This is a genomic window from Kushneria sinocarnis (genome assembly GCF_003633775.1).
Taxonomy (GTDB): domain Bacteria; phylum Pseudomonadota; class Gammaproteobacteria; order Pseudomonadales; family Halomonadaceae; genus Kushneria; species Kushneria sinocarnis.
Window position 1 is genome coordinate 150,353 of sequence record NZ_RBIN01000002.1, and the last position, 24,361, is coordinate 174,713.

The following is a 24,361-nucleotide window of genomic DNA, read 5'->3' on the forward strand; positions in this document are numbered from 1 at the left end:
GCAAGCAGGATCGTTCAGGGCGGGATGAATATCCCCGTGGCGGGGATGCCGGCACCCAGTCTATCAGGCCGGGCGGGCGGCGGCATCCCTGCGGCGTGGCCGCCGCTGTCAGTCCGATGTCTCGGAGGCGGGCTGACGCACCCGATCAGGTCTGCGCCGCTCGAAGCGCCGGTAGCGAAACGGCTCGTCACGTTCGGCGTCGATGATCGCAAGCTGCTGGATATCGTCATGATAGGGCGACATCTCGCAGACCGGGTCCATCTGGGTCGCGTCGCCGGTCATCATCAGCGCCTGACAGCGACAGCCGCCCCAGTCGATCTCGCGACGCTCGCAGCTCTGGCAGGCATCCGGCAGGAAATCGGTACCGCGAAAGGCATTGAAGGCCGGTGACTGCTGCCAGATTTCCGCCACCGAATGCTCGCGCACGTTCCAGAACTCAAGCCCCGGGATGGTCTCGGCGGCGTGACATGGCAGCCCCCTGCCGGAGGGCGTGATGTTGAGCGACTGCCGCCCCCAGCCGTTCATGCACGGCTTGGGCAGGCGCGCATAGTAGTCCGGCACCACCGCATCGATGGTCAGCCGCCCCTGCAGACGCTGACGCGCGGCCTCGACCCGGTCGATCGCCTCCATCACCTGCCCGCGCCGCGGCATCAGCGCCGCCCGGTTGACCAGGGCCCAGCCGTAGTACTGGGCGTGGGCGATCTCGAGCCGGCGGGCATCCAGCGCCAGCGCCAGCTCGACGAAATCGTCGATCTGGTGGATGTTGGCGCGGTGGATCACCGCATTGACGGTCAGCGGCAGCCCCAGCGCGCGTACCTCGCCGGCAAAGGCCCGTTTTCTTGCGTGTGCCCCGGGCAGGTTGGAAACCTGCTCGGTCACCTCGGCCGTCGCGCCCTGGAAGGAGAGCTGCACGTGATCGAGCCCGGCATCATACAGTTCCCGGAGCTTCTCCGGCGTGATATTGACCCCGGCGGTGATCAGATTGGAGTAGAGCCCCACCTCGGCGCAGGTTCTGACCAGCTCGACCAGATCGCGCCGGGCCGCCGGCTCGCCACCGGAAAGATGCACCTGCAGCACGCCGAGTTCGGCCGCCTCGCGCAGCACCCGCTGCCAGGTGGCGGTATCAAGCTCATCCGACCGGCGTTCGAGCTCGACCGGATTGGAGCAGTACGGACACTGCAGCGGGCAGCGATGGGTCAGTTCGGCCAGCATCCCCATCGGCGGGGCAATGGCCGGTGCAGCAGTCTCTGCAGTCGTTGTCGCGGCGTTGCTCATGCCACCTCCATGACGCCCTTGTCGATCAGCGATCGGAACAGGGCGAGCACATCATCGTGAATTCGCTGCCGCTCGGCATCAAAGCTGATGGCCAGATCGTCGATGATACCGGCCACGCTGCGCTCGCCATCGACCCGCTCGACCACGGCATGGGCAATGGCATCGAGCTGAAACACACGCTCCGGCGCCAGCAGCACCCAGCCGCCGCGCGCCTGATCGTGGCGCAGCCGTACCCCGCGGGGCAGCCGCACGACCGTGGCCTCGGCGAGCCCCCCGCTCATGGGGTGGCTCCGGCGATCAGACCCTGCTCGCCCTCCCAGGCCCCCGGCGGCACATGCCCGTGCACATAGGCATGCTGCAGCGCATCGAGCATGCTCCAGAGCACATCACACTTGAACTCGAGTGCCGCCATCACTGCCTGCTGCTGATCGGGTCGCCGGGCGTGCTCGCGCACATAGCCCAGCGCCATTTCGGCATCACGCGGCGCCTGGGTCAGCCGTGGCTGAAAATAGGCCAGCGTCTCCTCGGAGATGAAATCGTAGTGCGCCAGCATGCCGGAGACGCGGGTCCCGATCACCTTCGGCGAGAACAGTTCGGTCAGTGACGAGGCGATCGCCTCGAGCAGGCTGCGATCGCGCACGAAGTGCACATAGGCATCCACCGCAAACCGGGTGCCGGGCAGGATGGCCCGGCCCGACTGCACCAGCTCGCGCTCGAGGCCGAGCCCGTCGGTCAGCTTCAGCCAGCGCTCGATGCCGCCCTCGCCCGGCGCCTCGCCATCATGATCCACCAGCCGGGTGCGCCATTCGCGGCGCCACTCGGGATCCTCGAGACGCGCCATCAGCGAGGCGTCCTTGATCGGAATCATCGCCTGGTAATAGTAGCGGTTGAGCGCCCAGGCCCGGACCTGGCGCCGATCGAGTTCACCGTTCTGCAGCATCAGCTGAAAGGGGTGACGATGATGATAGCGCTGCTCGCCGATCTCGCGCAGCCGCGCTTCAAGCGCATCGGCGCCGAGCGGCTCGGCCGCCGTTCCGGACGGCTGATTCAAGGTTCGATCTCCATGCCGTCAAAGGCAATCTCCCAACCGGCCTGTTCGGCCTCGCGCCGTTCGGGCGAGTCCTCGATCAGCACCGGGTTGGTATTGTTGATATGCACGAATATGCGCCGCCCCAGCGTCAGCCCGGCCAGGGCCGCGATGCTGCCCGCGGCACCGGACATGGGCATGTGCCCCATGCGCTGACCGGTCTTGCGGCCGACGCCGGCGGTAATCATCTCGTCATCGCGCCACAGGGTGCCATCGAACAGCAGCGCATCGGCACCGTCGAGTCGCGTCGCCAGCGCAGGCGTCAGCGTCGCACAGCCCGGGATGTAGTAGAGCCGCTGGCCCTGGTGGCTGAACTCCACGCCGATGGTTGCCTCGCCCTCGGCGCCGATTTCGACTTCATCGCCTTCCAGATAGAGCGCGGTCTTGCCGGGAACGGCAAATATGCGGACCGCGAGCCCGGGCAGCAGCTCGACACTACTGTCGAGTGCCACGTCAAAACGCTCGACACAGTCGGGCGCCAGCACGTTGAAGATCGGGTTGTGGCGCAGTACCCCGTGAATCTCGGGCGTGGCATACAGCCGCCATGGCGAGCGCTCGCGCAGGCTGAGCAGCCCCGCCACGTGATCGACATCGCCGTTGGTCAGCAGAACCGATTCGATCGGCGTATGACGATCGCCGCTGCCCTCGCGGGGATGCAGCGCCGGTTCACGATGCAGCTGGGTCAGGACTTCAGGGGCGCAGTTGATCAGCGCCCAGCGCTGACCATCCACGGAAACCGCGAGAGAGGACTGGGTCCGCGGCGTGACCCGGTCCGGCTCGGTGCGCGCGAGGCGACAGACCTCGCAGCGGCAGTTCCATTGGGGCAGGCCGCCACCGGCGGCCGCCCCCAGCACGCGAATCCGCAGGCGCGGGGTGCTGGCATTGCTCAAAATTCGGCAGGCAGATAGTCGTTGACTTCCATGCCCACGCAGACTTCCTTGACTTCGGGGGTCGTCCAGCTCATGGGAAACTCCTGATTGTGGGTAAAACACGGGCCGCTCGCGCGGCGGAGGGTATTGCCGGTTCGGCAATACGCCCATTGTAGCAAATCGCCTTACGAGATTTAACGCATAATGCGACTTCAACCGGCACTGTCGGCAGTCCGATAGCGACCCTCATAGTCGAACAGCTTGTCGCGCACCTGCCAGTAGCGTCCCACCCGGCGGCCGATCACGAAATCCGCGGCGCGCAGTCGATGCTGCTGGCCGAGCACCTCCTCGATCGAGGCCGGTCGCCAGTCGATCCCGGGAGCGCGCAGGTGGTGGCGCAGAAAGGCGGCATGAAAGGCACCCCGCTGGGCAGCCGTCTCCATGGCAAACCACTCCTCCAGCGTCGCGCCCTCCTCGTCGTGATGGGTGATCTTCAACCGCCGCAGTCCCCGACCGTTGACGGTCTCCTCCAGCGTCATGCCGCTGACCCGCAGCACCCTGGCATCGCGCAGGCGCAGGGCCTCGCGCAGCTTGTCATCGGCATCCACCAGCAGCCTCTGACAGCCGCCACAGCGGCGTGCCGCGATATCGTTTTCCGTCCCGCACTGATCACACACCTTGTAACGGAAGCGGAAATCACACTGGCGCACATCCTGCCCGGCGGTCGCCGCCTCACCGGAGACGGGCTCGCCCTGCGCATCGACCAGCCCCTGACAGCGCCGGCCGTAGTGCTCGATGACCAGCTCGCCATCGCGCTTGCCCCAGAAGATGTTGGCAAAACCGCACTGCGGGCACTCGACCTGCACCGGCTCGCTGTCGCCGGGCGGTTTCGGCGCAGCGATCTCGGGGGCGTAGAGCTGCCAGGGATTGCCGGCATAATCGAGGATCAGACAGTCCTGCTTGCCGGGCGCCAGCCGCAGCCCGCGGCCGGCAATCTGCTGATAGAGACCGACCGACTCGGTGGGCCGCAGAATGGCGATCAGATCGACATGGGGGGCATCGAAACCGGTGGTCAGTACCGAAACGTTGACCAGGTATTTCAGCGCCCTGCGCTTGAAGGCATCGATCAGCCGCTCGCGCTCGTCGCCGGGGGTCGCGCCGGTAATCAGTGCAGTGGCCTCCCCGGGCAGGTAGCCGACGATCTCCTCGGCATGCGCCACGGTGGCGGCAAAGATCATCACCCCCTGCCGGTCACGGGCATGCGCCAGCACATCCTCGATGATCTGCGGGGTAGCGCGATTGCCGCAGACCACCCGATCGAGCTCCTCCTCGGCGAAGCGTCCGCCCCGCTTCGGTTCGAGCCGGGAAAAGTCGTACATCGCCAGGGTGGCATCGATGCGCTTCGGTTCGGCGAGATAGCCCTGGCGCACCATCACGCGCAGCGGCTGCTCGAAGACACAGGCCCGAAAGAAGGCGCTGTCGGGACCGCACACCATGCCGTGGTAGTGGCGGTGGTAGATAAAGCCCTGCCCCAGCCGATAGGGGGTAGCGGTCAGTCCCAGCACCTTGAGATCCGGGTTGACCGATCGCAGATGATCAATGACGCGACGATAGCTCGAGGGTCTGGCCGGCCGGCGCTCGGTATCGGCCACATCCGATGGCACACGATGACACTCGTCGATCACCAGCAGGGTAAAGGCCCCATCGGCGAAGGCCCGGGGATGGTTGACCACCGACTGCACCGAGCCGAACACCACCTGCCGGGTGCTCTCGCGTCGCCCCAGTCCGGCACTGAAGATATCGGCATGCAGGCCGTAGGCCTCATACTTGGCATGATTCTGTTCGACCAGCTCGCGCACATGGGCCAGTACCAGTACCCTGCCCCGGGCCAGCCGGGCCAGCTCGGCAATGACCAGACTCTTGCCACTGCCGGTGGGCAGGACCACGACAGCCGGCTCGCTGCTGCCACGAAAGTGATGCAGCACCCGGGTCACGGCCTCCTGCTGATAGGGTCGCAGGGCTACCATGTCCATATCACCTGTTTCCGGTTCCGTGGGCCCGGGCAGAGACCCGCGGAACGTCATTCATCATCGAGGAGTCAGCTCATGCAACCCAATGCGCAACTGGCGCACTATCTGCACGACCTGCAGTCGCAGTCCCATGATTGCGAGCTGATCGATTCCCATGCGCTGCGCATCACCCATGAAGGACTGGAGTTCGTGCTGGTGGTCGCCGAGGATGAACCCGCCTTCTTCCAGCTGATGCTCCCCGGTGCCTGGCAGGCCGGCGCCGGCAGTGACCGGACCGCCCTGCTGGAAGCCACCAATGATGTCATGAACACCCTGAAGGCCGCCAAGCTGGTCATTCACGGCGAAGGCATCCATGTCAGTGTCGAGCAGTTCGTCGAAGGCCCCGAGCAGGGCGTGGCGCTGCTGCCCGGCATGCTCGAGCTGCTGCGCAGCGCCGTGGCCGAACTGCACGAGCGTCTCGGCATGGGGGAAGCCCCCCGGGTGCACTAGGCTGTATGACGCGGGGTGTGTTGCGTTGTCGCCACCGGGCAGCGACAGTAGTACAGGCAGCAGTCCGACATCATCCACGAGCGGCAGGCCCACCCGCGTCTTCTGCGGAATGACGCCGCCGCTCGCAACAGGGAGAGAGCAATGAGTGACTCCACGGGACAATTCGTGGTCATCGCCGAATTCAGCGTCAAGGAAGGGGAACGGGATGCCTTTCTGGCGCTCGCCTACAACGACGCCAACGAATCGCTGGCCAATGAGCACGGCTGCCACGAGTTCGATGTACTGGTCCCTGAGGATGGCAGCAGCCGGGTGATCCTGCACGAGGTCTATACCGACCGCGCGGCCTTCGAGCAGCATACGCAGATGCCGCACTATGCGCCCTTCCAGGAAGGCACGGCGCCGCTGCTGGCCGACGAGCCGGTGGTGCGCTTCTTCAATCGGGCAGAGCGTCCGCAGAACTGATGCTGCCCCGGTAGCGGGCCCGCGGGCCCGGCAACGCCCCGCCGGCCTGCCCGGCGGGGCGTTTTCATGCAAGCCGGACCGTCAGCCCAGCCACCGCCGGGCATTGCGGAACAGCCGCATCCAGCCGCCATCCTGCGTCCAGCCGTCGGGCTGCCAGGAGTTGGTGATCGCCCGCGCCACCCGTTCCGGGTGCGGCATCATGATGGTGACCCGACCATCCTCGCTGGTCATGCCGGTGATGCCGGCCGGCGAGCCATTGGGGTTGGCGGGATAGCGGGTGGTGAGTTCGCCGTGATTGTCGATGTAGCGCAGCGCCACCGTGCCGCTGTTCTGGGCGCGGCGCAGATGGCCATCATCGCGGAAGCTCGCCAGTCCTTCACCATGCGCCACGGCAATCGGCAGCGTCGAGCCCGCCATGCCGTCCAGCAGGATCGACGGGCTGCGCTCGATGCGCACCATCGACACCCGCGATTCGAACTGCTCGGAGCGATTGCGCACGAAGGTCGGCCAGTGCTCGGTGCCCGGAATCAGCTCACGCAGCCGGGCGAACATCTGACAGCCGTTGCACACGCCCAGCGCAAAGGTATCCTCGCGCTCGAAGAAGGCGGCAAACTGATCGCGGGCGCGCGTATTGAACAGGGTCGACTTCGCCCAGCCACCGCCGGCGCCCAGCACGTCCCCATAGGAGAAGCCGCCACAGGCCACCGCACCGCGGAAGTCGGCCAGATCGACCCGGCCGGCGAGAATATCCGACATGTGCACATCGATCGCCTCGAAGCCGGCCCGATCGAATCCGTGGGCCATCTCCAGCTGACCATTGACCCCCTGCTCCCGCAGGATGGCCACCTTCGGCGCTGCACCGGTATTGATGTAGGGCGCTGCCACATCCTCGTCAACATCAAACGAGAGATTGGCGGAGAGCCCGGGATCACGGCTGTCCAGCAGGCTGTCGAACTCCTGATCGGCACATTCGGGATTGTCGCGCAGGCGCTGCATGCGGTAGCTGGTTTCGCTCCAGCTGCGCATCGCCTCGACCCGCGGCATCTCGATCAGCGGTTCGCCGAACAGCGTGACCCGCAGCTGATCGTCCTCGGAGAGGCGCGCCACCACCCCCGAGCAACCGCCCAGACCACTGGCGGAGAGCTGCGACAGCACCTCTTCGGTATCCTCGCGGCGCACCTGGATGACGACACCGGGCTCCTCGTTGAACAGCACTTCCATCGCCTGCAGCGGCTGATCGACCAGCCAGTCCAGCCCGATGGTCACGCCGACATGGCCGGCAAAGGCCATTTCGGCGATGGTCACCAGCATGCCGCCATCACTGCGGTCATGATAGGCCAGCAGCCGGCCGTCGCGATTGAGCCCCTGGATCACCGCGAACAGCGCCCTGAGGTCCTCGGGATCGTCGAGATCCGGGGCCTCGTTGCCGACCTGGCCGTAGACCTGCGCAAGCGCCGAGGCTCCCAGCCGATTCCGGCCGCGGCCGAGATCGACCAGGATCAGGTCGGTATCACCGGCATCGGTGCGCAGCTGCGGGGTCAGGGTGCGCTGCGCATCGACCACCGGTGCGAAGGCGGTGGCGATCAGTGACAGCGGCGCGGTGACCGCCTTGTGCTGGCCCTCCTCCTGCCAGGCGGTCTGCATCGACATCGAATCCTTGCCGACCGGAATCGCCACCCCGAGCGCCGGGCAGAGCTCCATCCCCACGGCGTGCACGGCGTCATACAGCGCCTGATTCTCGCCGACATGGTCGGCGGCGCTCATCCAGTTGGCGGAGAGGCGAATATCGCCAAGGTGCTCGATCGGCGCTGCCATCAGGTTGGTAATCGCCTCGGTCACCGCCAGTCGCGCCGAGGCCGCCGCCGAGATCAGCGCGGTCGGCGCACGCTCGCCGACCGCCATGCCCTCGCCGGCATGGGTATCGTAGGCGGCGGTCGTCACCGCGCAGTCCGCCACCGGCACCTGCCAGGGGCCGACCATCTGATCCCGCGCGGTCATGCCACCGATCGAACGATCACCGATGGTGATCAGAAAGCCCTTGGAAGCCACCGCCGGAAGCCTCAGCACCCGGGCCAGGGCCTCGTGCAGATCGAGGTTGTCGAGCATCACCCCGGGCAGTTCGGGTTCGTGGCGCTTGAAGCTGCGACTCATCTTCGGCGGCTTGCCGAACAGCACATCCATCGGCAGGTCGATCGGGGTGCTCTCGAAATGACGATCGGTGACCGTCAGGCGGTGGGCCTCGGTCGCCTCGCCGACCACCGCAAACGGGCAGCGCTCACGCTCGCAGAGCGCCTCGAAGCGCGCCAGCTCGTCCGGTGCCACCGCCAGTACATAGCGCTCCTGGGCCTCGTTGCACCAGATCTCCAGCGGACTCATGCCGGGTTCGGCGCTCTGCACGTCGCGCAGCTCGAAACGGCCGCCACGGCCGCCATCCTTGACCAGCTCCGGCAGCGCGTTGGAGAGCCCGCCGGCGCCGACATCATGAATGAAGACAATGGGATTGGCCTCGCCCAGCGCCACGCAGCGATCGATCACCTCCTGGGCGCGCCGCTCCATTTCGGGGTTGTCGCGCTGCACCGAGGCGAAATCGAGTTCGGCGCCGGTACTGCCCGAGGTCACCGAGGAGGCCGCGCCGCCACCGAGACCGATCAGCATCGCCGGCCCCCCCATCACGATCAGTTTCGCGCCGGCAGGAATCTCGCCCTTGCTGACATGCTCGTCGCGAATGTTGCCGTAACCGCCGGCCAGCATGATCGGCTTGTGATAGCCGCGCCGCTCGATCCCGCCCTGCCCGATGAAATCGTGCTCATAGGTGCGAAAGTAGCCGTTGAGTGCGGTACGGCCGAATTCATTATTGAACGAGGCCGCGCCGATCGGTGCTTCCAGCATGATGTCCAGCGCACTGCGGATCCGTTCGGGCTTGCCGTAGTCGAACTCCTCCCACGGCTGGATGAACTCGGGAATGCGCAGATTGGAGACCGAAAAGCCGGTCATGCCGGCCTTGGGCTTGCCACCGCGGCCGGTGGCACCCTCGTCCCGGATCTCACCGCCGGCACCGGTCGAGGCGCCCGGCCAGGGCGCAATGGCGGTGGGATGATTGTGCGTTTCCACCTTCATCAGGATGTGGATCGGTTCACGATGGCTGGTGTAGCGTCGACTTGCCGGCTCGGGCAGGAAACGTCCGCCCTCGTGACCGCTGATGATCGCCGCGTTGTCACTGTAGGCGGACAGCACCCGCTCACCGCTGTGCTCGGTAGTGTTGCGAATCATGCCGAACAGCGAGTGCGGCCGGGCCTCGCCGTCGATGGTCCAGTCCGCATTGAAGATCTTGTGGCGGCAGTGTTCGGAGTTCGCCTGGGCGAACATCATCAGCTCGACGTCACTGGGGTTGCGCCCCAGCTCGCCAAAAGCCGCCACCAGATAATCGATCTCGTCCTCGGCGAGCGCCAGCCCCAGCTCGCCGTTGGCCGCCGCCAGCGCCTCGCGGCCGCCCGCCAGCACATCAATGTGGGCCTGTGGCTGCGGCGAGGGATGATCGAACAGGCGAGCCGCATCGCTGGCATCGAACAGTACCGTCTGGGTCATGCGGTCATGCAGCTCGGCCATGATCGCCGCGACCTGAGCCTTCGACGGCATCTCGGCGGTCTGCACCCGCCAGGCCGTGCCGCGCTCGATGCGCCGGACGCCGTCGAGGCCGCAGTTGCGGGCGATATCGGTCGCCTTGGAGGCCCAGGGAGAGAGCGTGCCCAGCCGAGGCACCACCAGATAGAGCGCCCCTTCCGTCTGCGCCGGTTCAGGCTGGGTGCTGGCCTCGAGCAGCTGTTCCAGTCGCTCGCGGGTGGCGGTATCGACCTCGTCGATGTCGACGAAGTAGCGCCAGCTGGCGGTCACCTGCGTGACGCAATCGGCCGCTTCACGCAGGCGATCGAGCAGGCGGGCATGGCGGAAGGAAGAGAGGGCGCTCTGGCCTCGCAGTTCGAGCATGACGAACAAAAGCCTCTGCAACGTGCATGATGGTTGTGTCGGGCGGCGTGCCCGGCAGCGCCTCGGCGCGGCCTTGCCGGCCCGTCATGATACTGGAAAGCGCTCCGGCTGGCGAAGACCGGGGCAGACGGCTGGTCCCGAGACCCATGGGCGCGTATGGTTATGGCGTCTACAGCCATTGACCCGTCTATGCCCAAGGGATTCTACCACCGCCGATGGCTGCTGGTGCTGCTGGTCGGAATGGGCTCGCTTGCGACGCCCGAGCGGAACCTGCTGCCGCGACTCGACTGGCTGCCCGGCCAGAGCTCCGCCCTGTCGGCCGTCCACACACGCGACTTTCTCCAGCTCTATACGCGCAATACCCCGACGACCTACTACGAGGGTCGCCAGGGCCCGACCGGTTTCGAATACGAACTGGTGCGTCGTTTTGCCGATGAGCTGGGCGTCAGTCTCGCGGTCGATCGCAGCCATCACATCGAAGGCGTGCTCGATGCCGTGCGCAGCGGTGAAGCCGATCTCGGCGCAGCCGGACTGGTGCTCGATCCGTTGACCCCCGGAATTCGTTACTCCCGGCCGATCATGTCGCTGCAGCCGATAGTGATCTACCGCCGTGGTCTGAATCCGCCGACATCGGTGGAGGATCTGGTCGGTCTGAAGATCGGCGCGCTGGCCAACTCCGGCAGCGTGCTGGCGCTGCGTAATGCGCGCCGCGACCATCCGGAACTCGGCTGGCGGGAAACCCACGAACTCGAGAACACCGACCTGATCGCCATGGTGGCCAGCGGTCGGCTCGATGCGGCCGTGATCTACGCTCACGCCTTCAAGCTCAGCCGCATCTTCTTTCCGGGAGTGGAGAACGGCTTCGAGCTGGGCCAGCCGCTGACCCTCGCCTGGGCCTTCCCTGCAAGCGGCGATCTCTCGCTGCTTGAGCGCGCCAACCGTTTCATCGACCGGATGCATGCCAATGGTGAACTCGAGCGCCTCGAGATCAGCTACTTCGGTCATGACGACTATCTGGAGTATGTCGGCGCCCGACGGTTCATCAGCCAGACCCGCAAGCACCTTGACCAGTGGACGGATGAATTTCTCGCCGCCGCCCGCAAGACCGGTTTCGACTGGAAGCTGCTGGCAGCGATCAGCTACCAGGAGTCGCACTGGAATCCCGAGGCCACCTCGCCCACCGGGGTCCGCGGCATGATGATGCTGACGCGCACCACCGCAGCACGCATGAACGTCGACGATCGCATCGATCCCGCCCAGAGCATCGACGGTGGCGCCCGCTATCTGCAGGAACTGGTGGAGCGGTTGCCCGATGACATCCCTTCACCGGATCGCCTGTGGATGGCGCTGGCCGCCTACAACATCGGCATGGGCCATCTCGCTGATGCCCGACTGCTGGCGGATCGCCAGGGGCTGGACCCCGATCGCTGGGAGGATGTCAGGAAGATGCTGCCCAGGCTGCAGGAGAGTCGCTGGTATCATGAGCTGCCCCACGGTTTCGCCCGCGGCAAGGGGGCGGTCTACTATGTGCGCAATATCCGCCGCTATCATGAAATCCTGAGCTACGTGACGCGCAGCCAGCGTCAGTTTGCCCCCCTGGTCAACAGCCGGGCCGCTTCGCTCTCTCCTTCGTTCAATATTGTCACCCCTGATGCCGCACCCTGAGCTTCGCCGTTTGCCGCTACTGCTGAGCCTGCTGTCGCTGCTGGCGGTATGCCTGGAAATGGCGTTCGCCGATGACAGCCGCTACCTGCTGGGAGGCACCACGGCGCTGGTCGCCTTCAGCCTGATCCTGCGCCGGCTGCAATGTCCGCGCAGCGCCCGTCTTGTCAGCCTGCCGGTACTCGTCCTGCTGGCCCTGTTCGTGCTGAGTTTTCTGATTCCCGACAGCTGGATCGGTTATGAGCGCTGGGCGGAGCTGTTCGATGCCTGGCTCGGCGACGGCGAATTCTATGCACTGCGGCCATCACTGCTGATCTCCCTGACGCTGATCCTGCTGGTGCTGCCGTCACTGCTCTTCTGGCGGCCTCATCTGATCGCCCCGCTGCTGTGCATGGTTGCCGTGCTGTTCAGTGTGACCCAGCTGTTCGAGCAGCTCATCTTCGATCTCAACGAGGATAGCGGGCTGACCCCGATGAGCGGGCTGGCGCTGGCCCTCTTGCTGCTGGCCGAGGCGATCGACCTGCATCGTCAGCTGGGGCGCTACCGGCGCCCGATCCGGCTGGCCAAGGCCGGCGCTCTACTGGTGGTGGTCATCACGCTGGCACTGTGGCACTTCCAGAACGGACAGAACCTGTATCAGGTCAACCACCTCGCGCTTGTCACCGGTGACCGGCTGAGCGAACTCATGGGTCGCATGCTGGCCGTGCAGAACGATGCCATGCAGCGGTTCAGCAAGGGCTGGCAGAACGAGCCGGGCGTGCCCGAGGAAAACGACTGGGCGCTGCGAGGGCAGCTGCTGCTGCAGGATTTCCCGGATATTGCCGCCATCGGCTGGTTCGATCGCGAGCGCCGGCTGCAGCGACTCGTCAACCGCGGTTCGCAGCAGCCGGCCGGCATGGCCGACAACCCCGCCGTAAAGCAGGCCCTGCAGCAGGTCTTCGGCTATGGCCAGCAAGGCAGCGCCGGTGTCTTCGATACCGCCGGCGAACAGCGCTCGATTGGCCTCTACTTCCCGGTCGATACCGGTGATCAGCGCCCCAGCCGTGGCGCCGTGGCCTTCACCCTGTCGCTCTCCCGACTGTTTCATCAGCTCGAAGATCGCATGACGGATACCAATGACTATCTGGTCACCATCCATCACGATCGGCAGCTGCTGTTTCGCACCGGTCGCGACCGGCGCCTCAGCGAGGATCGCTACTGCAATCTGATCACCCTGGGCGGCAACAGCTTCACCCTCTGCACCCAGCCGACCATGGCCCGGCTGTTTGCCGAGCGGACCACGCTGCCGGCACTGCTGCTGCTGACCGGACTGGCCTTTGCGCTGATGCTCTATCTGGTGATGTATTATCATCAGCGACTGCGCAGCAAGCACAGCGGCGTGGTCAATGCCAATCGACGGCTGCGCAACGAGGTCGAGGCCCGGATTGCCCTGCAGACCGAGGTGGAGTGGCTGGCCCGTCACGATGAGCTGACCCAGCTGCCCAACCGGCGCTATTTCATGGAGTGGACCTCCGAACGGCTCGACAGTCGCGGCGGCGCCGTGATGCTGATCGATATCGATCACTTCAAGACGGTCAACGATCAGCTCGGGCATGCCCGCGGCGATCACTATCTCAAGTGCGTGGCCGAGGTGGCCCGCCGGCCGATCGAGGCCTGCGGCGGTCTGCTGGCCCGCTATGGCGGCGAAGAGTTTGTCGCCTGTCTGCCCGGTGTGGAGGAAGACGAGGTTGTGCTCTGCGCCGAGCGCATCCGTCGGGAAGTGCAGCTGCTGGAGCTCGAGCAGCCCCACACCGGCGAGTGGCTGACGGTCAGCATCGGCATCGACTGTGCCGTCGGCCTGTTCGATATCGGCAGGCTGATCGAAACGGCCGACCGGGCACTCTACCGTGCCAAGCAGGCCGGCCGGGACCGGGTCATGACGAGGTAGGGCCGTCGCCCTCCCGGGCAGGACCATCCGTGGCCTGCGCATCCCGCTGTGGCTCGGCGCTTCGGCGGCTCGAGCGCCGTGCGGCGAAGAACTCCCGCATCAGCCGGCGTGCCCTGCCGGACTGTACCCCGGATGCCACGTCCACCCGGTGATTGAACCATGGCTGGGCAAACAGATTGGCGCGGGATTCGGCCATGCCGGTCTTCGGCTCCGCCACGGCGTAGACCACCCGTCTGATGCGCGCCTGGATGATGGCGCCGGTGCACATCAGACAGGGCTCCACGGTCACGAACAGGCTGCAGCCTCCCAGCCGGTAGTTGCCGAGCCGTTCGCCGGCAGTACGCAATGCCCGGATTTCGGCGTGTGCCGTGGGGTCATGGGCGGCTACCGGCGCATTGAAGCCTTCGCCGATGATGTTTCCGGCAGCGTCAACCACCACCGCACCGATCGGTACCTCACCGGCGGCCAGTGCCAGATGCGCCTGATCCAGCGCCCGGTGCATGTAGTAGTCGTCGCTGGCCATGTGCCTCTCCTGCTGAAACAGGCGACCATGATACAAAAAAACCGGCGCCCGAAGGCGCCGGTGGTCAGCCTCGCTGTCCGTCATGCCATCGTCAGGCGGCGGACTGTGTCTTGAGCGAAGCCATGTCGATGACGAAGCGATACTTCACGTCACCCTTCTGCATGCGCTCGAAGGCTTCGTTGATCTGGTCGATGTTGATCATCTCGACATCGCAGGTAATGCCGTTTTCGGCGCAGAAATCGAGCACTTCCTGGGTTTCCGGCATGCCACCGATCAACGAACCCGCCAGCACGCGACGCTTGAAGATCAGCGAACCACCGTTGACGGCCGGATCGATCGGCTCCAGCAGGCCCACCAGAATATGCGTGCCGTCATAGCGCAGCACGTTGAGATAGGGGTTGAGGTCGTGCTGTACCGGCACGGTATCGAGCATGAAATCGAAAGTTTCGGCCACTTCGGCCATCTGCGACTCATCGGAGGAGATCACCACATGATCGGCCCCCTGGCGCTTCGCCTCGGCCACCTTGCTCTCCGAACGGGTAAAGATGGTCACCTCGGCACCCAGCGCCTTCGCCAGCTTGACTCCCATGTGGCCCAGACCGCCCATGCCGATCACACCGACCTTGTGGCCGGGTTTCACGCCATAGTGCTTCAGCGGCGAATAGGTGGTAATACCGGCACACATGATCGGCGCCGCCGAGGGCAGATCGATGCCTTCCGGCATGCGTACCACGAACCGCTCGCTGACCACGATGGCATCGGAGTAGCCGCCCTGGGTCATGGTGCCGTCATGAGGATCGACACTGCCATAGGTCATGGTGAAGCCGTTTTCGCAGTATTGCTCCAGACCATCACTGCAGGCACTGCACTGGCGGCAGGAGTCCACCATGCAGCCGACACCGACCAGTTCACCGACCTGATAACCGGTCACTTCCGAGCCCACGCCGGTTACCCGACCCACGATCTCGTGGCCGGGCACGATCGGAAAACTCGTCATCCCCCAGTCATCACGTGCAAAGTGCAGATCAGTATGGCAGACACCGCAGTAGAGGATGTCAATGGCCACATCGTCGGCTCGCAGATCGCGCCGTTCGAAACGATAGTGGGAAAGGGGCGTATCAGCTGCATAGGCAGCGTAGGATTGCACCTGTGTTGGCATGAAAACCTCGAAACCGAAGATTGCAACCGCGCCCGAAATGAATCGGCATCGGACGCTCATGAAATCTCTTCAGTATGTGTCACCAGCGGGGCTTCAGCCATGCTCCATACTCGCCACTACTTGCACAATCCTCCATGCCCTGCGGCAAAATTCCGGAGTCAATGCAGTTTTCATGCATAATATATGGCTGATACCAGCCTGGCACTCGGATATCCGGTAATGACGACTGTCGACACCATTACGCCACATCCCGCAAATCCTTCCTCCTCCAACCAGCGCATGAGTGCCCTGATCAGGCCGCTGATCGAGCACGATGGCTTCATGGCGACAGCGCTCGAGGGGGTTCAGCTGATGGCAGCGCATCAGGGGGAGCCGGCCACCCCCCAGTGCTACGAGCCGGGGCTGATCATCATCGCCCAGGGCGGCAAGACCGCCTATCTCGGGGATCGAACGATGCACTATGGGGCCGGCCATTATCTGGTGCAGGCCATGTCGCTGCCCTTCGAATGCGAAACCCGCGCCGACCCCGAGTGTCCGATGCTCGGGCTGAGCCTGCGCATCGATCCTGCCATGCTCAGCGAACTGGCCCGCATCGTGCCGGAACCGGAGACCTCGCATACGTCACAGCCGATGGCCGCCGTGCCGATCGATGCCGCCATGGAGGACAGCGTGGTCCGGCTGCTCGAGTGTCTGCATGATCCGCTGATCCGTCAGGCGCTGGGCGAGGCGCGCATCCGCGAGGTCCTCTTCGAGGCCCTGCGTGGCCCCCAGGGAGCCTCCCTGCACCATCTACTGCATCATCAGAGCCACTACGGACGGATTGCCCGGGCGCTGGAGCTGATTCATCACAACTACGCCGAACCGCTGGCGGTGGAGTGGCTCGCCGAGCGGGTCAACATGAGCCCCTCCGCCTTCCACCACCATTTCCGCCAGCTGACCTGCCATTCACCACTGCAGTATCAGAAGCGCATCCGACTGCTGCGGGCACGTCTGATGCTGCGCCGTGCCGAGCAGGTCGGCACCGCGGCAGCCGCCGTCGGCTATCACAGCGCCTCCCAGTTCAGCCGCGAATACAAGCGCTACTTCGGGCTCAGCCCGACCTGCGAACTGCGCCGGCAGCACGAACCGACCACGGCCCCTTGACCCTGCGGCGGGCTCAGCCGGCGAGCGCCCCGGCTGTGTCCGCAGCCGCATCATCATGCATGACGAAACAGCCGCGCCCCCGGCGCTTGGCTTCATAGAGCGCCTCGTCCGCCCGTCTCAGCAGCAGGTCGATATCCCGCCCCGCCCGGGGGAACATTGCAATGCCGATGGAGACGCGGGCCCTGTGGGACCCGACCACCGGTGCTTTCGCGTCGTCGCACAGTGCCCGGGCCAGGGCCTCGACCCGGCAATCATCCGCCTCCCGCAGCAGGATCACGAACTCATCCCCGCCGATGCGGGCCAGACAGTCATGCGGTGCCAGCAGCGCTTCGATCTGCCGGGTAAAGCCGATCAGCAGTTCATCACCGGCGTCATGACCGTGGATATCATTGATCTTCTTGAAATGATCCAGGTCCAGGTACATCAGGGCGAACGAGGTGTCAGGCGTTGCATAACGTATCACCCGCTGCAGCTGCTCGAGCAGCTGACGCCGATTGGCCACCCCGGTGAGCGCGTCGCGATAGGCCATGTCATGCAGTTTCTGCGCATACTGCTGACGCTGCACGATATCCCGGCTCGAGAACACCAGCGAGGCCTCCTCCCCCTCGGCCGCCTCGGGCTGGGAGATATGCCCCTCGAACCACATGTAGTGGCCCTGCGCATGGCGGACCCGGTACTCCAGTTTCAGATGTGCCCCGGGCCTGCCGAGCAGTGACCGGCACTTGCCGATGACCCGGGCCCGATCGTCACGGTGCAGCAAGTCGGGCAGCCATCGGCCCTGATACGCATCGCTGCGATACCCCAGCACCTGCTCGAAGGAGGGAGAGAGATAGCGGACATGACCGGCAGGCTCCACCACGCCGATGATATCGAGCATGTTGTCCGTGATCAGGCGATACTGCTGCTCCCTCGCCCTGAGCTCTGCCTCGGCACTCTTGCGCTCGGTGATGTTCCGGCTGACGATGACCAGCCGGTGGCGATGGCCGACGGCATCGAAGATCGGTGTCTTGATCACCTCCCAGGTATTGAGCCGGCCATCGGCTGACCTGAGGGATTTCTCGATGACCAGCGGCGCTTTTCGGTGCCAGGCCAGTTCATCGGTATAGGTGTTGTACTCGAATCCTTCACTCAGATGAGGGCGCAGCCGGCTCAGCTCCCGGTCGGTCATGCCGACATAGTTCACATCAAGCAGTTCATACTGCTCCAGCACCTGACGGTTGGTGATCAGCCAGCGCCCCTCCCCATCCTTGAGCACAATGAATTCCTGGATCAGATCAATCAGTGTGGTCAGCTGCTCCGCCCGGGCAGCCGGGGAAGATACGATATCGGTCACGGTCATGAGAGATTTCACCGTAATGAGTAGGCCCTGCGATATCGGCCACGACACGGGCTGCATTGAGAGCCCTGGCTCGGATCGGCCCCGGGCTTGCCGCCCGCTGGCGTGCACCCCCGGCATCACCGTCGGCTCCCGGGGGCCGGCCTCCTCCTGCTGCCGATCGCCCGGCAGCCTTGCCAGCAGGCGAATCTGCCGCTCGACCAGCGCCAGCCACTGGCTGTCGCGCAACCGATCGAGCTTGTCGTGCAGCCCGCGAATTTCCAGCTCGGACTTCAGATTGACTTCATGGTCGTGCGCGGCTTCCAGCCGATCCCGGGCCGCCTGACGATTCTGTGCCATCATGATGACCGGGGCCTGAATGGCCGCCAGCATGGAAAGAAACAGGTTCAGCAGGATATAGGGATAGGGATCGAGGGCGTGCGCCCAGGCGATTGGTACGACGCTGTTGAGCACGATCCAGCCGCCCGGTACGACACAAACAGCGCGATGAACAACCAGGCCCTCCGAAGGCGGCAATGCGGTCCGCCAGACGCTCGCCGAAGGTACGGCCATCGGCAAACTCGCGGTTGATGTTGCGACTGATGTGGGCGTGCTGCTGCAGGTGTTCGATCCCGCGTCGCTCACGCCGGGAGAGCTGCTCCCATTCCTTGTGCAGCACATGTTTTGCCAGACTACGGGAAGAGTGGGACATGAGAGACCTCACTGTTGGGGCGAACCCGCAGCGCGAGCGATGCTTCCGACTCTGAACCCGTCCGTGTGGCCGGAAAAGCCCTTTCAGCCATGGCCCGAGACGAGGCTGTCCAACCACTGCCAGGGGAACACACCACCATGACCACCACCACGGCGCGACGACCGACCACCCTGTCGGCAGCCTGGAGTCTCTGGACGCTGCTGCTGGGCGTGGGGCTGCTGATGCTGGGCAACGGCCTGCAGAGCAGCCTGCTGGGCGTGCGCGCCTCATCGGCGGGGTTCGGCAATACCATCACCGGGGTGGTGATGTCGGCCTACTTCGTCGGCTTTTTGCTGGGCTCGACCCTGACGCCACGCAAGCTGCGCGAGGTCGGCCATGTGCGGGTGTTTGCCGCCCTGGCCTCGATTACCTCGGTCGCCATCCTGATCCAGGCCATCTTCGTCGACCCCTGGACCTGGGGGGCGATGCGCTTCGTTACCGGCTTCACCTATGCCGGGCTCTATGTGGTCGCCGAAAGCTGGCTCAACGGTTACGCTTCCAATCGCCTGCGCGGCCGGCTGCTGGCGATCTACATGGTGATCAGCTATCTCGGCATGGGCGGCGGCCAGCTGCTGCTGAACGCCGCCGACCCGGGTGGCTACACCCTCTTTCTGCTGGTATCGATGCTGGTGTCGCTGGCGCTGGTCCCCATCCTGCTGAGCTATACGCCGCAGCCGGACAGCACTCAGCCCGAGGCCATGGGCCTGCGTCAGCTCTATCGCATCTCCCCGCTCGGCACCGCGGGCTGCTTCATGACCGGCGTGACGAACGGCGCGGTCTTCGGCATGGGCGCGGTCTTTGCCACCAACAGCGGGCTGAGCGTGACCCAGGTCGCGGCCTTCATGAGTGCCTTCATCTTCGGCGGCGCCGTACTGCAGTGGCCGCTGGGCAAGCTCTCCGACAAGGCCGATCGCCAGTGGGTGATCGTGATCGTGGCGAGCATTGCCACCGCCCTGGCGCTGGCCGGGGCCCTCATCAGCGACTGGTCCGCCTGGGCGCTGACGGCGCTGGGGGCCCTGCTGGGGGGCACCACGCTGACGCTCTACTCGATCTTTCTGGCCTGCGCCAACGACTTCCTGACCGATCGCCAGACCATTGCCGCCAGTGCCAGCCTGGTGCTGGCACTGGGCATCGGCGCCATCCTCGGTCCGTTCAGTGCCGGACTGCTGATGGAGTGGCTCGGCCCCGACGGCTTCCTCTGGGATCTGGTACTGATGCATGTGGTGATGGTGCTGTTCGGCCTCTACTGCATCCGCCGCCACCCCACCAATGCCTCGACCGAACAGGGCCACTATGTGGTCGTGCCTTCGGAAACCGCACCGCTGGGCAGCGCCTGGACCGAGGAAGCCGCTCACGAGGAAACCCAGCTGGAGCTCGGTCTGGATGACACCGAAGCGCCCGAGGACGCGCCCCCGGCACACTGAGCGCCGGCGCGCTCAGGGCCCTCTCCCGGCGCCGGCTCAGTCCGTGAATTCGATCACCTGGCGGATGGCCTGCCCGTCCGCCAGCCGGTCGAACCCTTCGTTGATCTCCTCCAGCCTCAGGCGATGCGTCAGCAGTCGATCGACCGGCAGCCGGCCGCTGCGGTAAAGGGCGATGTACTGGGGAATGTCCAGCGCCGGCACATGGCCGCCCAGATAGGAGCCCACCAGCCGGCGCTCCTCGGCCACCATCCGGGTCGGGCTGATCGCCAGCCGCACATCGGGATGCGGCAGCCCCGAGGTAACGGTAGTGCCACCGCGCCCGGTCGCCTCGAAGGCGAACTCCAGCGCCGCGGCGACCCCGGCGAACTCGGCGGCGATATCCACGCCACCGCCGGTGAGCTCACGCAGCTGCTCCAGCGCCTGCGGATCGCCGGTGTTGAAGGTGTGGGTGGCGCCGAAGGAGCGGGCGGTCTCGAGCTTGTCATCATCGATATCGGCCGCAATCACCTGACGTGCCCCGCCACCCAGTGCGCCCAGTACCGCGGACAGCCCGACGCCGCCCAACCCGACCACCAGCACCGACTGGCCCAGCTGCAGGTTGGCGGTCTGTACCACGGCGCCGACCCCGGTGAGCACGGCACAGCCGAACAGCGCCGCGATATGCCACGGCAGCTCGGGATCGATGCGAATGATCGAACGGCGCGACGCCACGGTATATTCGCTGAACCCGGAGACACCGATATGGTGATGGACCGTGTCACTGCCCTGATGGAAGCGCACCGCGCCTCCCAGCAGTTCGCCGGCCTTGTTGGCCGCCGCACCCGGCTCGCACAGCGTGGCACGGCCGTTGAGGCAGGCCGGACAGGCGCCACAGGTGGGCGCGAACGAGAACGCCACGTGATCGCCGGGGGCGAGGTCGGTCACGCCCGCCCCCACTTCGACCACCTCACCGGCGGCCTCGTGACCCATCACCAGCGGCATCGGCCGCGGCCGATCACCGTTGATGGTGGAAAGATCGGAGTGACACAGCCCGGCGGCGCGCAGGCGTACCAGCACCTCGTCACGCCCGGGCTCGTCGAGTTCGACCTCCTCGATCGACAGTGGCTGCGACCGGGCGTAGGGCCGGGGCAGGGCCATTTCACGCAGTACGGCGGCGCGGGTTTTCATGCAGCTTCTCCCTGATGCGGTTCCGACGATTGGCAATGGGTGGCGCGCCTTTTGAAGACGCAGGAATCAGTCCGGGTCACCCTCCTGCTCATCGTCAGTATGGCGAAAGGTCCGGTCGTTTTCGACGGTAAAGAAGTGGCGACCGTAGATCAGCAGGCACAGCACCACCCCGACGGCAAAGGCCCAGGTGGCACCCCGGGTGGCCAGTACCGCCGCGATCACCCCGGCGATGCCGAGATCGCGCTGACTGCGGGCGGCCAGCACCCCGATGCGCACGCTGACATAGCCCTGGATCAGCAGTGTCAGCGCCAGCGCAATCCCCAGGATCGGCTGAACCAGACTGACGATCGGCAGCAGCAGCAGACCGGTATTGGTGCCCCAGCGGAAGGAACCGGCGCCACCGAAGATGGAGTCCATCGCCTTGCGCCCCTCCTTGAAGCGCTCGACGATCACCACATGCATGGCCGCCCAGAGCGGGCCGCACATGGCGACATCGGGGCCGATGAGGCTCATGGTGGTATTGCGCCCGCCGAAGATCAGATGCGCGCGATCGGGATCGTAGTCAATGTGTTCATCCCGGCGTACGTCATCGGCTTCATCCAGCAGCGCCTTGCCCTGCAGGACATCCCCGAACAGCACGATGTAGGCCGCCAGCACGGTGGGGATGGCCTGCAGGAACATGATCAGCGGCGGCATGCCGAGACCGAAGACGGTGTAGTCACTCCACAGGGTGGCAAAATCCGGCGATGTAATGCCCCACTCGATCGATGGCCAGGGCGCCTCGCCGAACAGCGGCGCGATGATGATGGCCAGCACGATGATGGGAAAGATACCCAGCTTGCCCAGGGTATACCAGCTCGCATGGTTCGCCTTCAGCCGCGCAAAGTGACGCGAAAAGATGATGTAGAAGGCCGCGCCGATGGCGATCGAAATGGTCCAGGGGAAGCTGTCGAAACGCCCTCCGGCCTCGAACACGGTAATGACCGCGGCGATCCCGGCGCCGATGATCACGCCGGCCCGGATCGCCGGCGGCACCAGCTGCACGACCCGGCGCGACAGTCCGGTCCCCCCCAGCCCGATGCAGAACAGGCCCAGCATCAGCTGAAAGGCAATCAGCGCATGGATGCGTTCGGGCCCCTCCGGAAAGGTCTGGCAGTACGCCATCAGCAGGGGGATGGCCGGTGTGATCCAGCCCGGCACCACGGGATCCCCGAGCAGATGGTGGGTGAGATAGAGAAAACCGTTGAGCAGCACCACGGCCAGTGCCACCTCGAACGGCATGCCGAGCAGTTCGGTCATCAGCGGGATGGCTGCCAGATCGACAGCACACATCAAGAGCCCCTGGAAGTAGTCCGGCCACTCGAAACGATAGTGAATGAACGGCAGACGTACCTTGAAGGGGCCCAGTGCCAGATGGATGGTCTCGCCATCCGAACGTCGATAGTCACGCATCGCCTGCACTCCGGCCGCGAAAGTCCTCTTCAGACTATCGGTAATTCAGCGGCGGCCCAGGTGTACTTTGGTCGCGCCGGAGCGAACACGCCGGCCCGCTACCCGGCGCATTCGCGACAGATCGCTCATGCAGCGTCGGCATGCTGCTTTCTCCTGTTTTTGACATGCAGATAGACCGAGAAGAACACCGAAAGCGCAATCAGTATCCACAGCAGGACCGCAATCGAACTCTTGGTAAAGAACACGGTCAGGTTGCCGTAGGACTCGATGGTCTTGACGAAATAGACCTCGGCATTCGGCCCCAGAATGAAGCCGATCACGAACGGTGCGGTCTCGAGGCCGATCCGGGTCATCAGAAAACCGAGCACCCCGATGATCAGCAGGGTCCAGACATCGAACATGATGCCGTAGTTGATGGCATAGGCGCCGGCCACGCACATCATCACGATGATGGGGTAGAGAATATGTTTGGGTACCATGACGATACGTGCGATATGGCGAATCGCCAGGAACATTACCGCAAACATGATGAAGTTGGCGGTCACCAGCGCCACCATCATCAGATGCCAGGTATCGGTATTGTCGCCGATGAACAGCGGCCCCACCTGGATGCCCTGCAGGGTAAAGGCCCCGATCAGTACAGCGGTTGTCGAATCCCCCGGGATGCCCAGCGACAGCAGCGGAATCAGTGCCCCGCCGGTCAACGCGTTGTTGGACGATTCGGAGGCTACCACCCCCTGTGGTGCGCCCTTGCCGAGCTGCGAAGCATCACGCGAGAAGTTCTTTTCCTGGGTATAGGCGAGAACCGAGGCTGCACTGCCACCCACCCCGGGCAGAATACCGACGAAGGTCCCGATCACCGAAGATCGTGTCAGATTGGTCAGTTGCCCACGAAGTTGCGAGAAGCTGAATCGTTGGCCCTTGCCGAAATTGACACTGGCGCCTGAAAGATCGTTACGAACGCCCTTTGCGGCTTCCGACAGGATGGTGACAATACCGAACAGACCGATCAGTACCGGCAGCAGTGCAAACCCTTCGTGAAGCCATGGGTCCAGGAAATCGAACATCAGCCGGGTATGACCGTTACCCCCATCGGAAATACTGTAGGCCCCGATCAGGCTGAACCAGACGCCCAGCAGGCCACTGAATATGCCGATCAGCAGGTTGCGGCTCAGCGCCGCGATGACGGTCAGCGCCAGGAAGATGATCAGAAACTTCTCCACATAGGAGAACCTGATCGAAAGATCGGCCAGCACCGGGGCGAAGAAGAACAGAATGACGGCACTGACCAGGCCGCCGAAGATGGAGGAGACGATACCGATCTTCAGGGCACGCTCGCCCTCCCCGTTCTGCGCCATCGGATAGCCATCGAAGGTGGTGGTGATCGAGGAAGGCGTACCGGGAATATTGAGCAGCACGGCCGGTACCATGCCGCCGGAAATGCCCCCCACATACAGCCCCAGCAGCAGCGCCAGGCCATGGTTGATGTCCAGTGCATAGGTCAGGGGCAGGCAGACAGCCACGGCCATGGTAGCCGTCATGCCCGGAATGGCCCCGAAGAAGATTCCGACAGCGGCCCCCAGAGAGGCCAGCAGGAAAAAGCTGATATCCAGCTGGGAGACGAACTCCATATCGATCACTC

The 24,361-nt window shown here is 64.9% G+C and carries 19 protein-coding genes; 6 read left to right on the plus strand and 13 right to left on the minus strand.

What is annotated here, in order from left to right:
• Positions 1 to 108 precede the first annotated feature (108 nt).
• The 6 genes from pqqE to radD all read right to left on the minus strand — a co-directional run bounded on the left by pqqE (position 109) and on the right by radD (position 5,258).
• Positions 109 to 1,275 (minus strand): pyrroloquinoline quinone biosynthesis protein PqqE, encoded by a 1,167-nt coding sequence (gene pqqE / locus C7446_RS03295; RefSeq protein ID WP_121171262.1) that lies wholly within the window; start codon positions 1,273 to 1,275, stop codon positions 109 to 111.
• Positions 1,272 to 1,556, minus strand: a complete 285-nt coding sequence (pqqD, locus tag C7446_RS03300) for a pyrroloquinoline quinone biosynthesis peptide chaperone PqqD (RefSeq protein WP_121171264.1) — start codon at positions 1,554 to 1,556, stop codon at positions 1,272 to 1,274. Before pqqD ends, pqqE begins: the two co-directional genes overlap by 4 nt.
• The gene (pqqC, locus tag C7446_RS03305; protein ID WP_121171266.1) at positions 1,553 to 2,326 is read right to left on the minus strand and encodes a pyrroloquinoline-quinone synthase PqqC; all 774 of its coding nucleotides are present in this window, start codon (positions 2,324 to 2,326) and stop codon (positions 1,553 to 1,555) included. The genes pqqD and pqqC overlap by 4 nt, the downstream gene beginning before the upstream one ends.
• A complete protein-coding gene (gene pqqB / locus C7446_RS03310; protein ID WP_245977641.1) occupies positions 2,323 to 3,252 on the minus strand; it encodes a pyrroloquinoline quinone biosynthesis protein PqqB in 930 nt (309 codons plus the stop codon). The genes pqqC and pqqB overlap by 4 nt, the downstream gene beginning before the upstream one ends.
• Positions 3,249 to 3,326 carry a pyrroloquinoline quinone precursor peptide PqqA gene (gene pqqA, locus C7446_RS16885; protein ID WP_121171783.1) on the minus strand — a complete coding sequence of 26 codons (78 nt, stop codon included), beginning with the start codon at positions 3,324 to 3,326 and terminating at the stop codon, positions 3,249 to 3,251. The genes pqqB and pqqA overlap by 4 nt, the downstream gene beginning before the upstream one ends.
• 117 nt (positions 3,327 to 3,443) lie before the next feature.
• Positions 3,444 to 5,258 (minus strand): DNA repair helicase RadD, encoded by a 1,815-nt coding sequence (radD, locus tag C7446_RS03320; protein ID WP_425454102.1) that lies wholly within the window; start codon positions 5,256 to 5,258, stop codon positions 3,444 to 3,446.
• A 78-nt stretch (positions 5,259 to 5,336) separates the two neighbouring features.
• On the opposite strand from radD, the gene C7446_RS03325 reads away from it, so the two are divergent.
• Both C7446_RS03325 and C7446_RS03330 read left to right on the plus strand, forming a co-directional pair.
• Positions 5,337 to 5,750: a hypothetical protein gene (locus C7446_RS03325; protein ID WP_121171270.1), complete on the plus strand. Its 414-nt coding sequence runs from the start codon at positions 5,337 to 5,339 to the stop codon at positions 5,748 to 5,750.
• Positions 5,751 to 5,891: 141 nt separating this feature from the next.
• A complete protein-coding gene (locus C7446_RS03330; protein ID WP_121171272.1) occupies positions 5,892 to 6,212 on the plus strand; it encodes a putative quinol monooxygenase in 321 nt (106 codons plus the stop codon).
• An 81-nt stretch (positions 6,213 to 6,293) separates the two neighbouring features.
• On the opposite strand, the gene purL is transcribed toward C7446_RS03330, so the two are convergent.
• A complete protein-coding gene (purL, locus tag C7446_RS03335; RefSeq protein ID WP_121171274.1) occupies positions 6,294 to 10,196 on the minus strand; it encodes a phosphoribosylformylglycinamidine synthase in 3,903 nt (1,300 codons plus the stop codon).
• Between the two features lie 189 nt (positions 10,197 to 10,385).
• Here purL and mltF point away from each other — a divergent pair, with 189 nt between their 5' ends.
• Positions 10,386 to 11,861, plus strand: coding sequence for a membrane-bound lytic murein transglycosylase MltF (gene mltF / locus C7446_RS03340; protein WP_245977643.1), 1,476 nt, complete (start codon positions 10,386 to 10,388; stop codon positions 11,859 to 11,861).
• Positions 11,862 to 11,871: 10 nt separating this feature from the next.
• Complete coding sequence (locus C7446_RS03345; RefSeq protein ID WP_170149990.1) at positions 11,872 to 13,785, plus strand: GGDEF domain-containing protein; 1,914 nt, start codon at positions 11,872 to 11,874, stop codon at positions 13,783 to 13,785.
• On the opposite strand, the gene tadA is transcribed toward C7446_RS03345, so the two are convergent.
• Complete coding sequence (tadA, locus tag C7446_RS03350) at positions 13,772 to 14,308, minus strand: tRNA adenosine(34) deaminase TadA (protein WP_121171278.1); 537 nt, start codon at positions 14,306 to 14,308, stop codon at positions 13,772 to 13,774. The genes C7446_RS03345 and tadA overlap by 14 nt on opposite strands.
• A 91-nt stretch (positions 14,309 to 14,399) precedes the next feature.
• Positions 14,400 to 15,467 (minus strand): NAD(P)-dependent alcohol dehydrogenase, encoded by a 1,068-nt coding sequence (locus tag C7446_RS03355; RefSeq protein ID WP_121171787.1) that lies wholly within the window; start codon positions 15,465 to 15,467, stop codon positions 14,400 to 14,402.
• 219 nt (positions 15,468 to 15,686) lie between these two features.
• On the opposite strand from C7446_RS03355, the gene C7446_RS03360 reads away from it, so the two are divergent.
• Complete coding sequence (locus tag C7446_RS03360) at positions 15,687 to 16,610, plus strand: AraC family transcriptional regulator (RefSeq protein WP_121171789.1); 924 nt, start codon at positions 15,687 to 15,689, stop codon at positions 16,608 to 16,610.
• A 13-nt stretch (positions 16,611 to 16,623) separates the two neighbouring features.
• Here C7446_RS03360 and C7446_RS03365 read toward each other — a convergent pair whose 3' ends face one another.
• The gene (locus C7446_RS03365; protein WP_121171280.1) at positions 16,624 to 18,606 is read right to left on the minus strand and encodes a diguanylate cyclase domain-containing protein; all 1,983 of its coding nucleotides are present in this window, start codon (positions 18,604 to 18,606) and stop codon (positions 16,624 to 16,626) included.
• Between the two features lie 168 nt (positions 18,607 to 18,774).
• Here C7446_RS03365 and C7446_RS03370 point away from each other — a divergent pair, with 168 nt between their 5' ends.
• Complete coding sequence (locus tag C7446_RS03370; protein ID WP_121171282.1) at positions 18,775 to 20,100, plus strand: MFS transporter; 1,326 nt, start codon at positions 18,775 to 18,777, stop codon at positions 20,098 to 20,100.
• Positions 20,101 to 20,136: 36 nt separating this feature from the next.
• Here C7446_RS03370 and C7446_RS03375 read toward each other — a convergent pair whose 3' ends face one another.
• From C7446_RS03375 to C7446_RS03385, 3 genes are all read right to left on the minus strand, one after another.
• Complete coding sequence (locus C7446_RS03375) at positions 20,137 to 21,267, minus strand: zinc-dependent alcohol dehydrogenase family protein (RefSeq protein WP_121171284.1); 1,131 nt, start codon at positions 21,265 to 21,267, stop codon at positions 20,137 to 20,139.
• Between the two features lie 66 nt (positions 21,268 to 21,333).
• The gene (locus C7446_RS03380; RefSeq protein WP_121171286.1) at positions 21,334 to 22,719 is read right to left on the minus strand and encodes a hypothetical protein; all 1,386 of its coding nucleotides are present in this window, start codon (positions 22,717 to 22,719) and stop codon (positions 21,334 to 21,336) included.
• A gap of 125 nt (positions 22,720 to 22,844) precedes the next feature.
• Positions 22,845 to 24,350: a tripartite tricarboxylate transporter permease gene (locus C7446_RS03385; protein ID WP_121171288.1), complete on the minus strand. Its 1,506-nt coding sequence runs from the start codon at positions 24,348 to 24,350 to the stop codon at positions 22,845 to 22,847.
• Positions 24,351 to 24,361 lie beyond the last annotated feature (11 nt).

Coding starts and splice junctions, on each gene's coding strand:
- pqqE (WP_121171262.1), bottom strand. CDS start 1,275: ATGAGCAACGCCGCGACAACGACTGCAGAGACTGCTGCACCGGCCATT.
- pqqD (WP_121171264.1), bottom strand. CDS start 1,556: ATGAGCGGGGGGCTCGCCGAGGCCACGGTCGTGCGGCTGCCCCGCGGG.
- pqqA (WP_121171783.1), bottom strand. CDS start 3,326: ATGAGCTGGACGACCCCCGAAGTCAAGGAAGTCTGCGTGGGCATGGAA.
- radD (WP_425454102.1), bottom strand. CDS start 5,258: ATGGTAGCCCTGCGACCCTATCAGCAGGAGGCCGTGACCCGGGTGCTG.
- C7446_RS03325 (WP_121171270.1), top strand. CDS start 5,337: ATGCAACCCAATGCGCAACTGGCGCACTATCTGCACGACCTGCAGTCG.
- C7446_RS03330 (WP_121171272.1), top strand. CDS start 5,892: ATGAGTGACTCCACGGGACAATTCGTGGTCATCGCCGAATTCAGCGTC.
- purL (WP_121171274.1), bottom strand. CDS start 10,196: ATGCTCGAACTGCGAGGCCAGAGCGCCCTCTCTTCCTTCCGCCATGCC.
- mltF (WP_245977643.1), top strand. CDS start 10,386: ATGCCCAAGGGATTCTACCACCGCCGATGGCTGCTGGTGCTGCTGGTC.
- tadA (WP_121171278.1), bottom strand. CDS start 14,308: ATGGCCAGCGACGACTACTACATGCACCGGGCGCTGGATCAGGCGCAT.
- C7446_RS03355 (WP_121171787.1), bottom strand. CDS start 15,467: ATGCCAACACAGGTGCAATCCTACGCTGCCTATGCAGCTGATACGCCC.
- C7446_RS03360 (WP_121171789.1), top strand. CDS start 15,687: ATGACGACTGTCGACACCATTACGCCACATCCCGCAAATCCTTCCTCC.
- C7446_RS03365 (WP_121171280.1), bottom strand. CDS start 18,606: ATGTGCTGCACAAGGAATGGGAGCAGCTCTCCCGGCGTGAGCGACGCG.
- C7446_RS03370 (WP_121171282.1), top strand. CDS start 18,775: ATGACCACCACCACGGCGCGACGACCGACCACCCTGTCGGCAGCCTGG.
- C7446_RS03375 (WP_121171284.1), bottom strand. CDS start 21,267: ATGAAAACCCGCGCCGCCGTACTGCGTGAAATGGCCCTGCCCCGGCCC.
- C7446_RS03380 (WP_121171286.1), bottom strand. CDS start 22,719: ATGCGTGACTATCGACGTTCGGATGGCGAGACCATCCATCTGGCACTG.
- C7446_RS03385 (WP_121171288.1), bottom strand. CDS start 24,350: ATGGAGTTCGTCTCCCAGCTGGATATCAGCTTTTTCCTGCTGGCCTCT.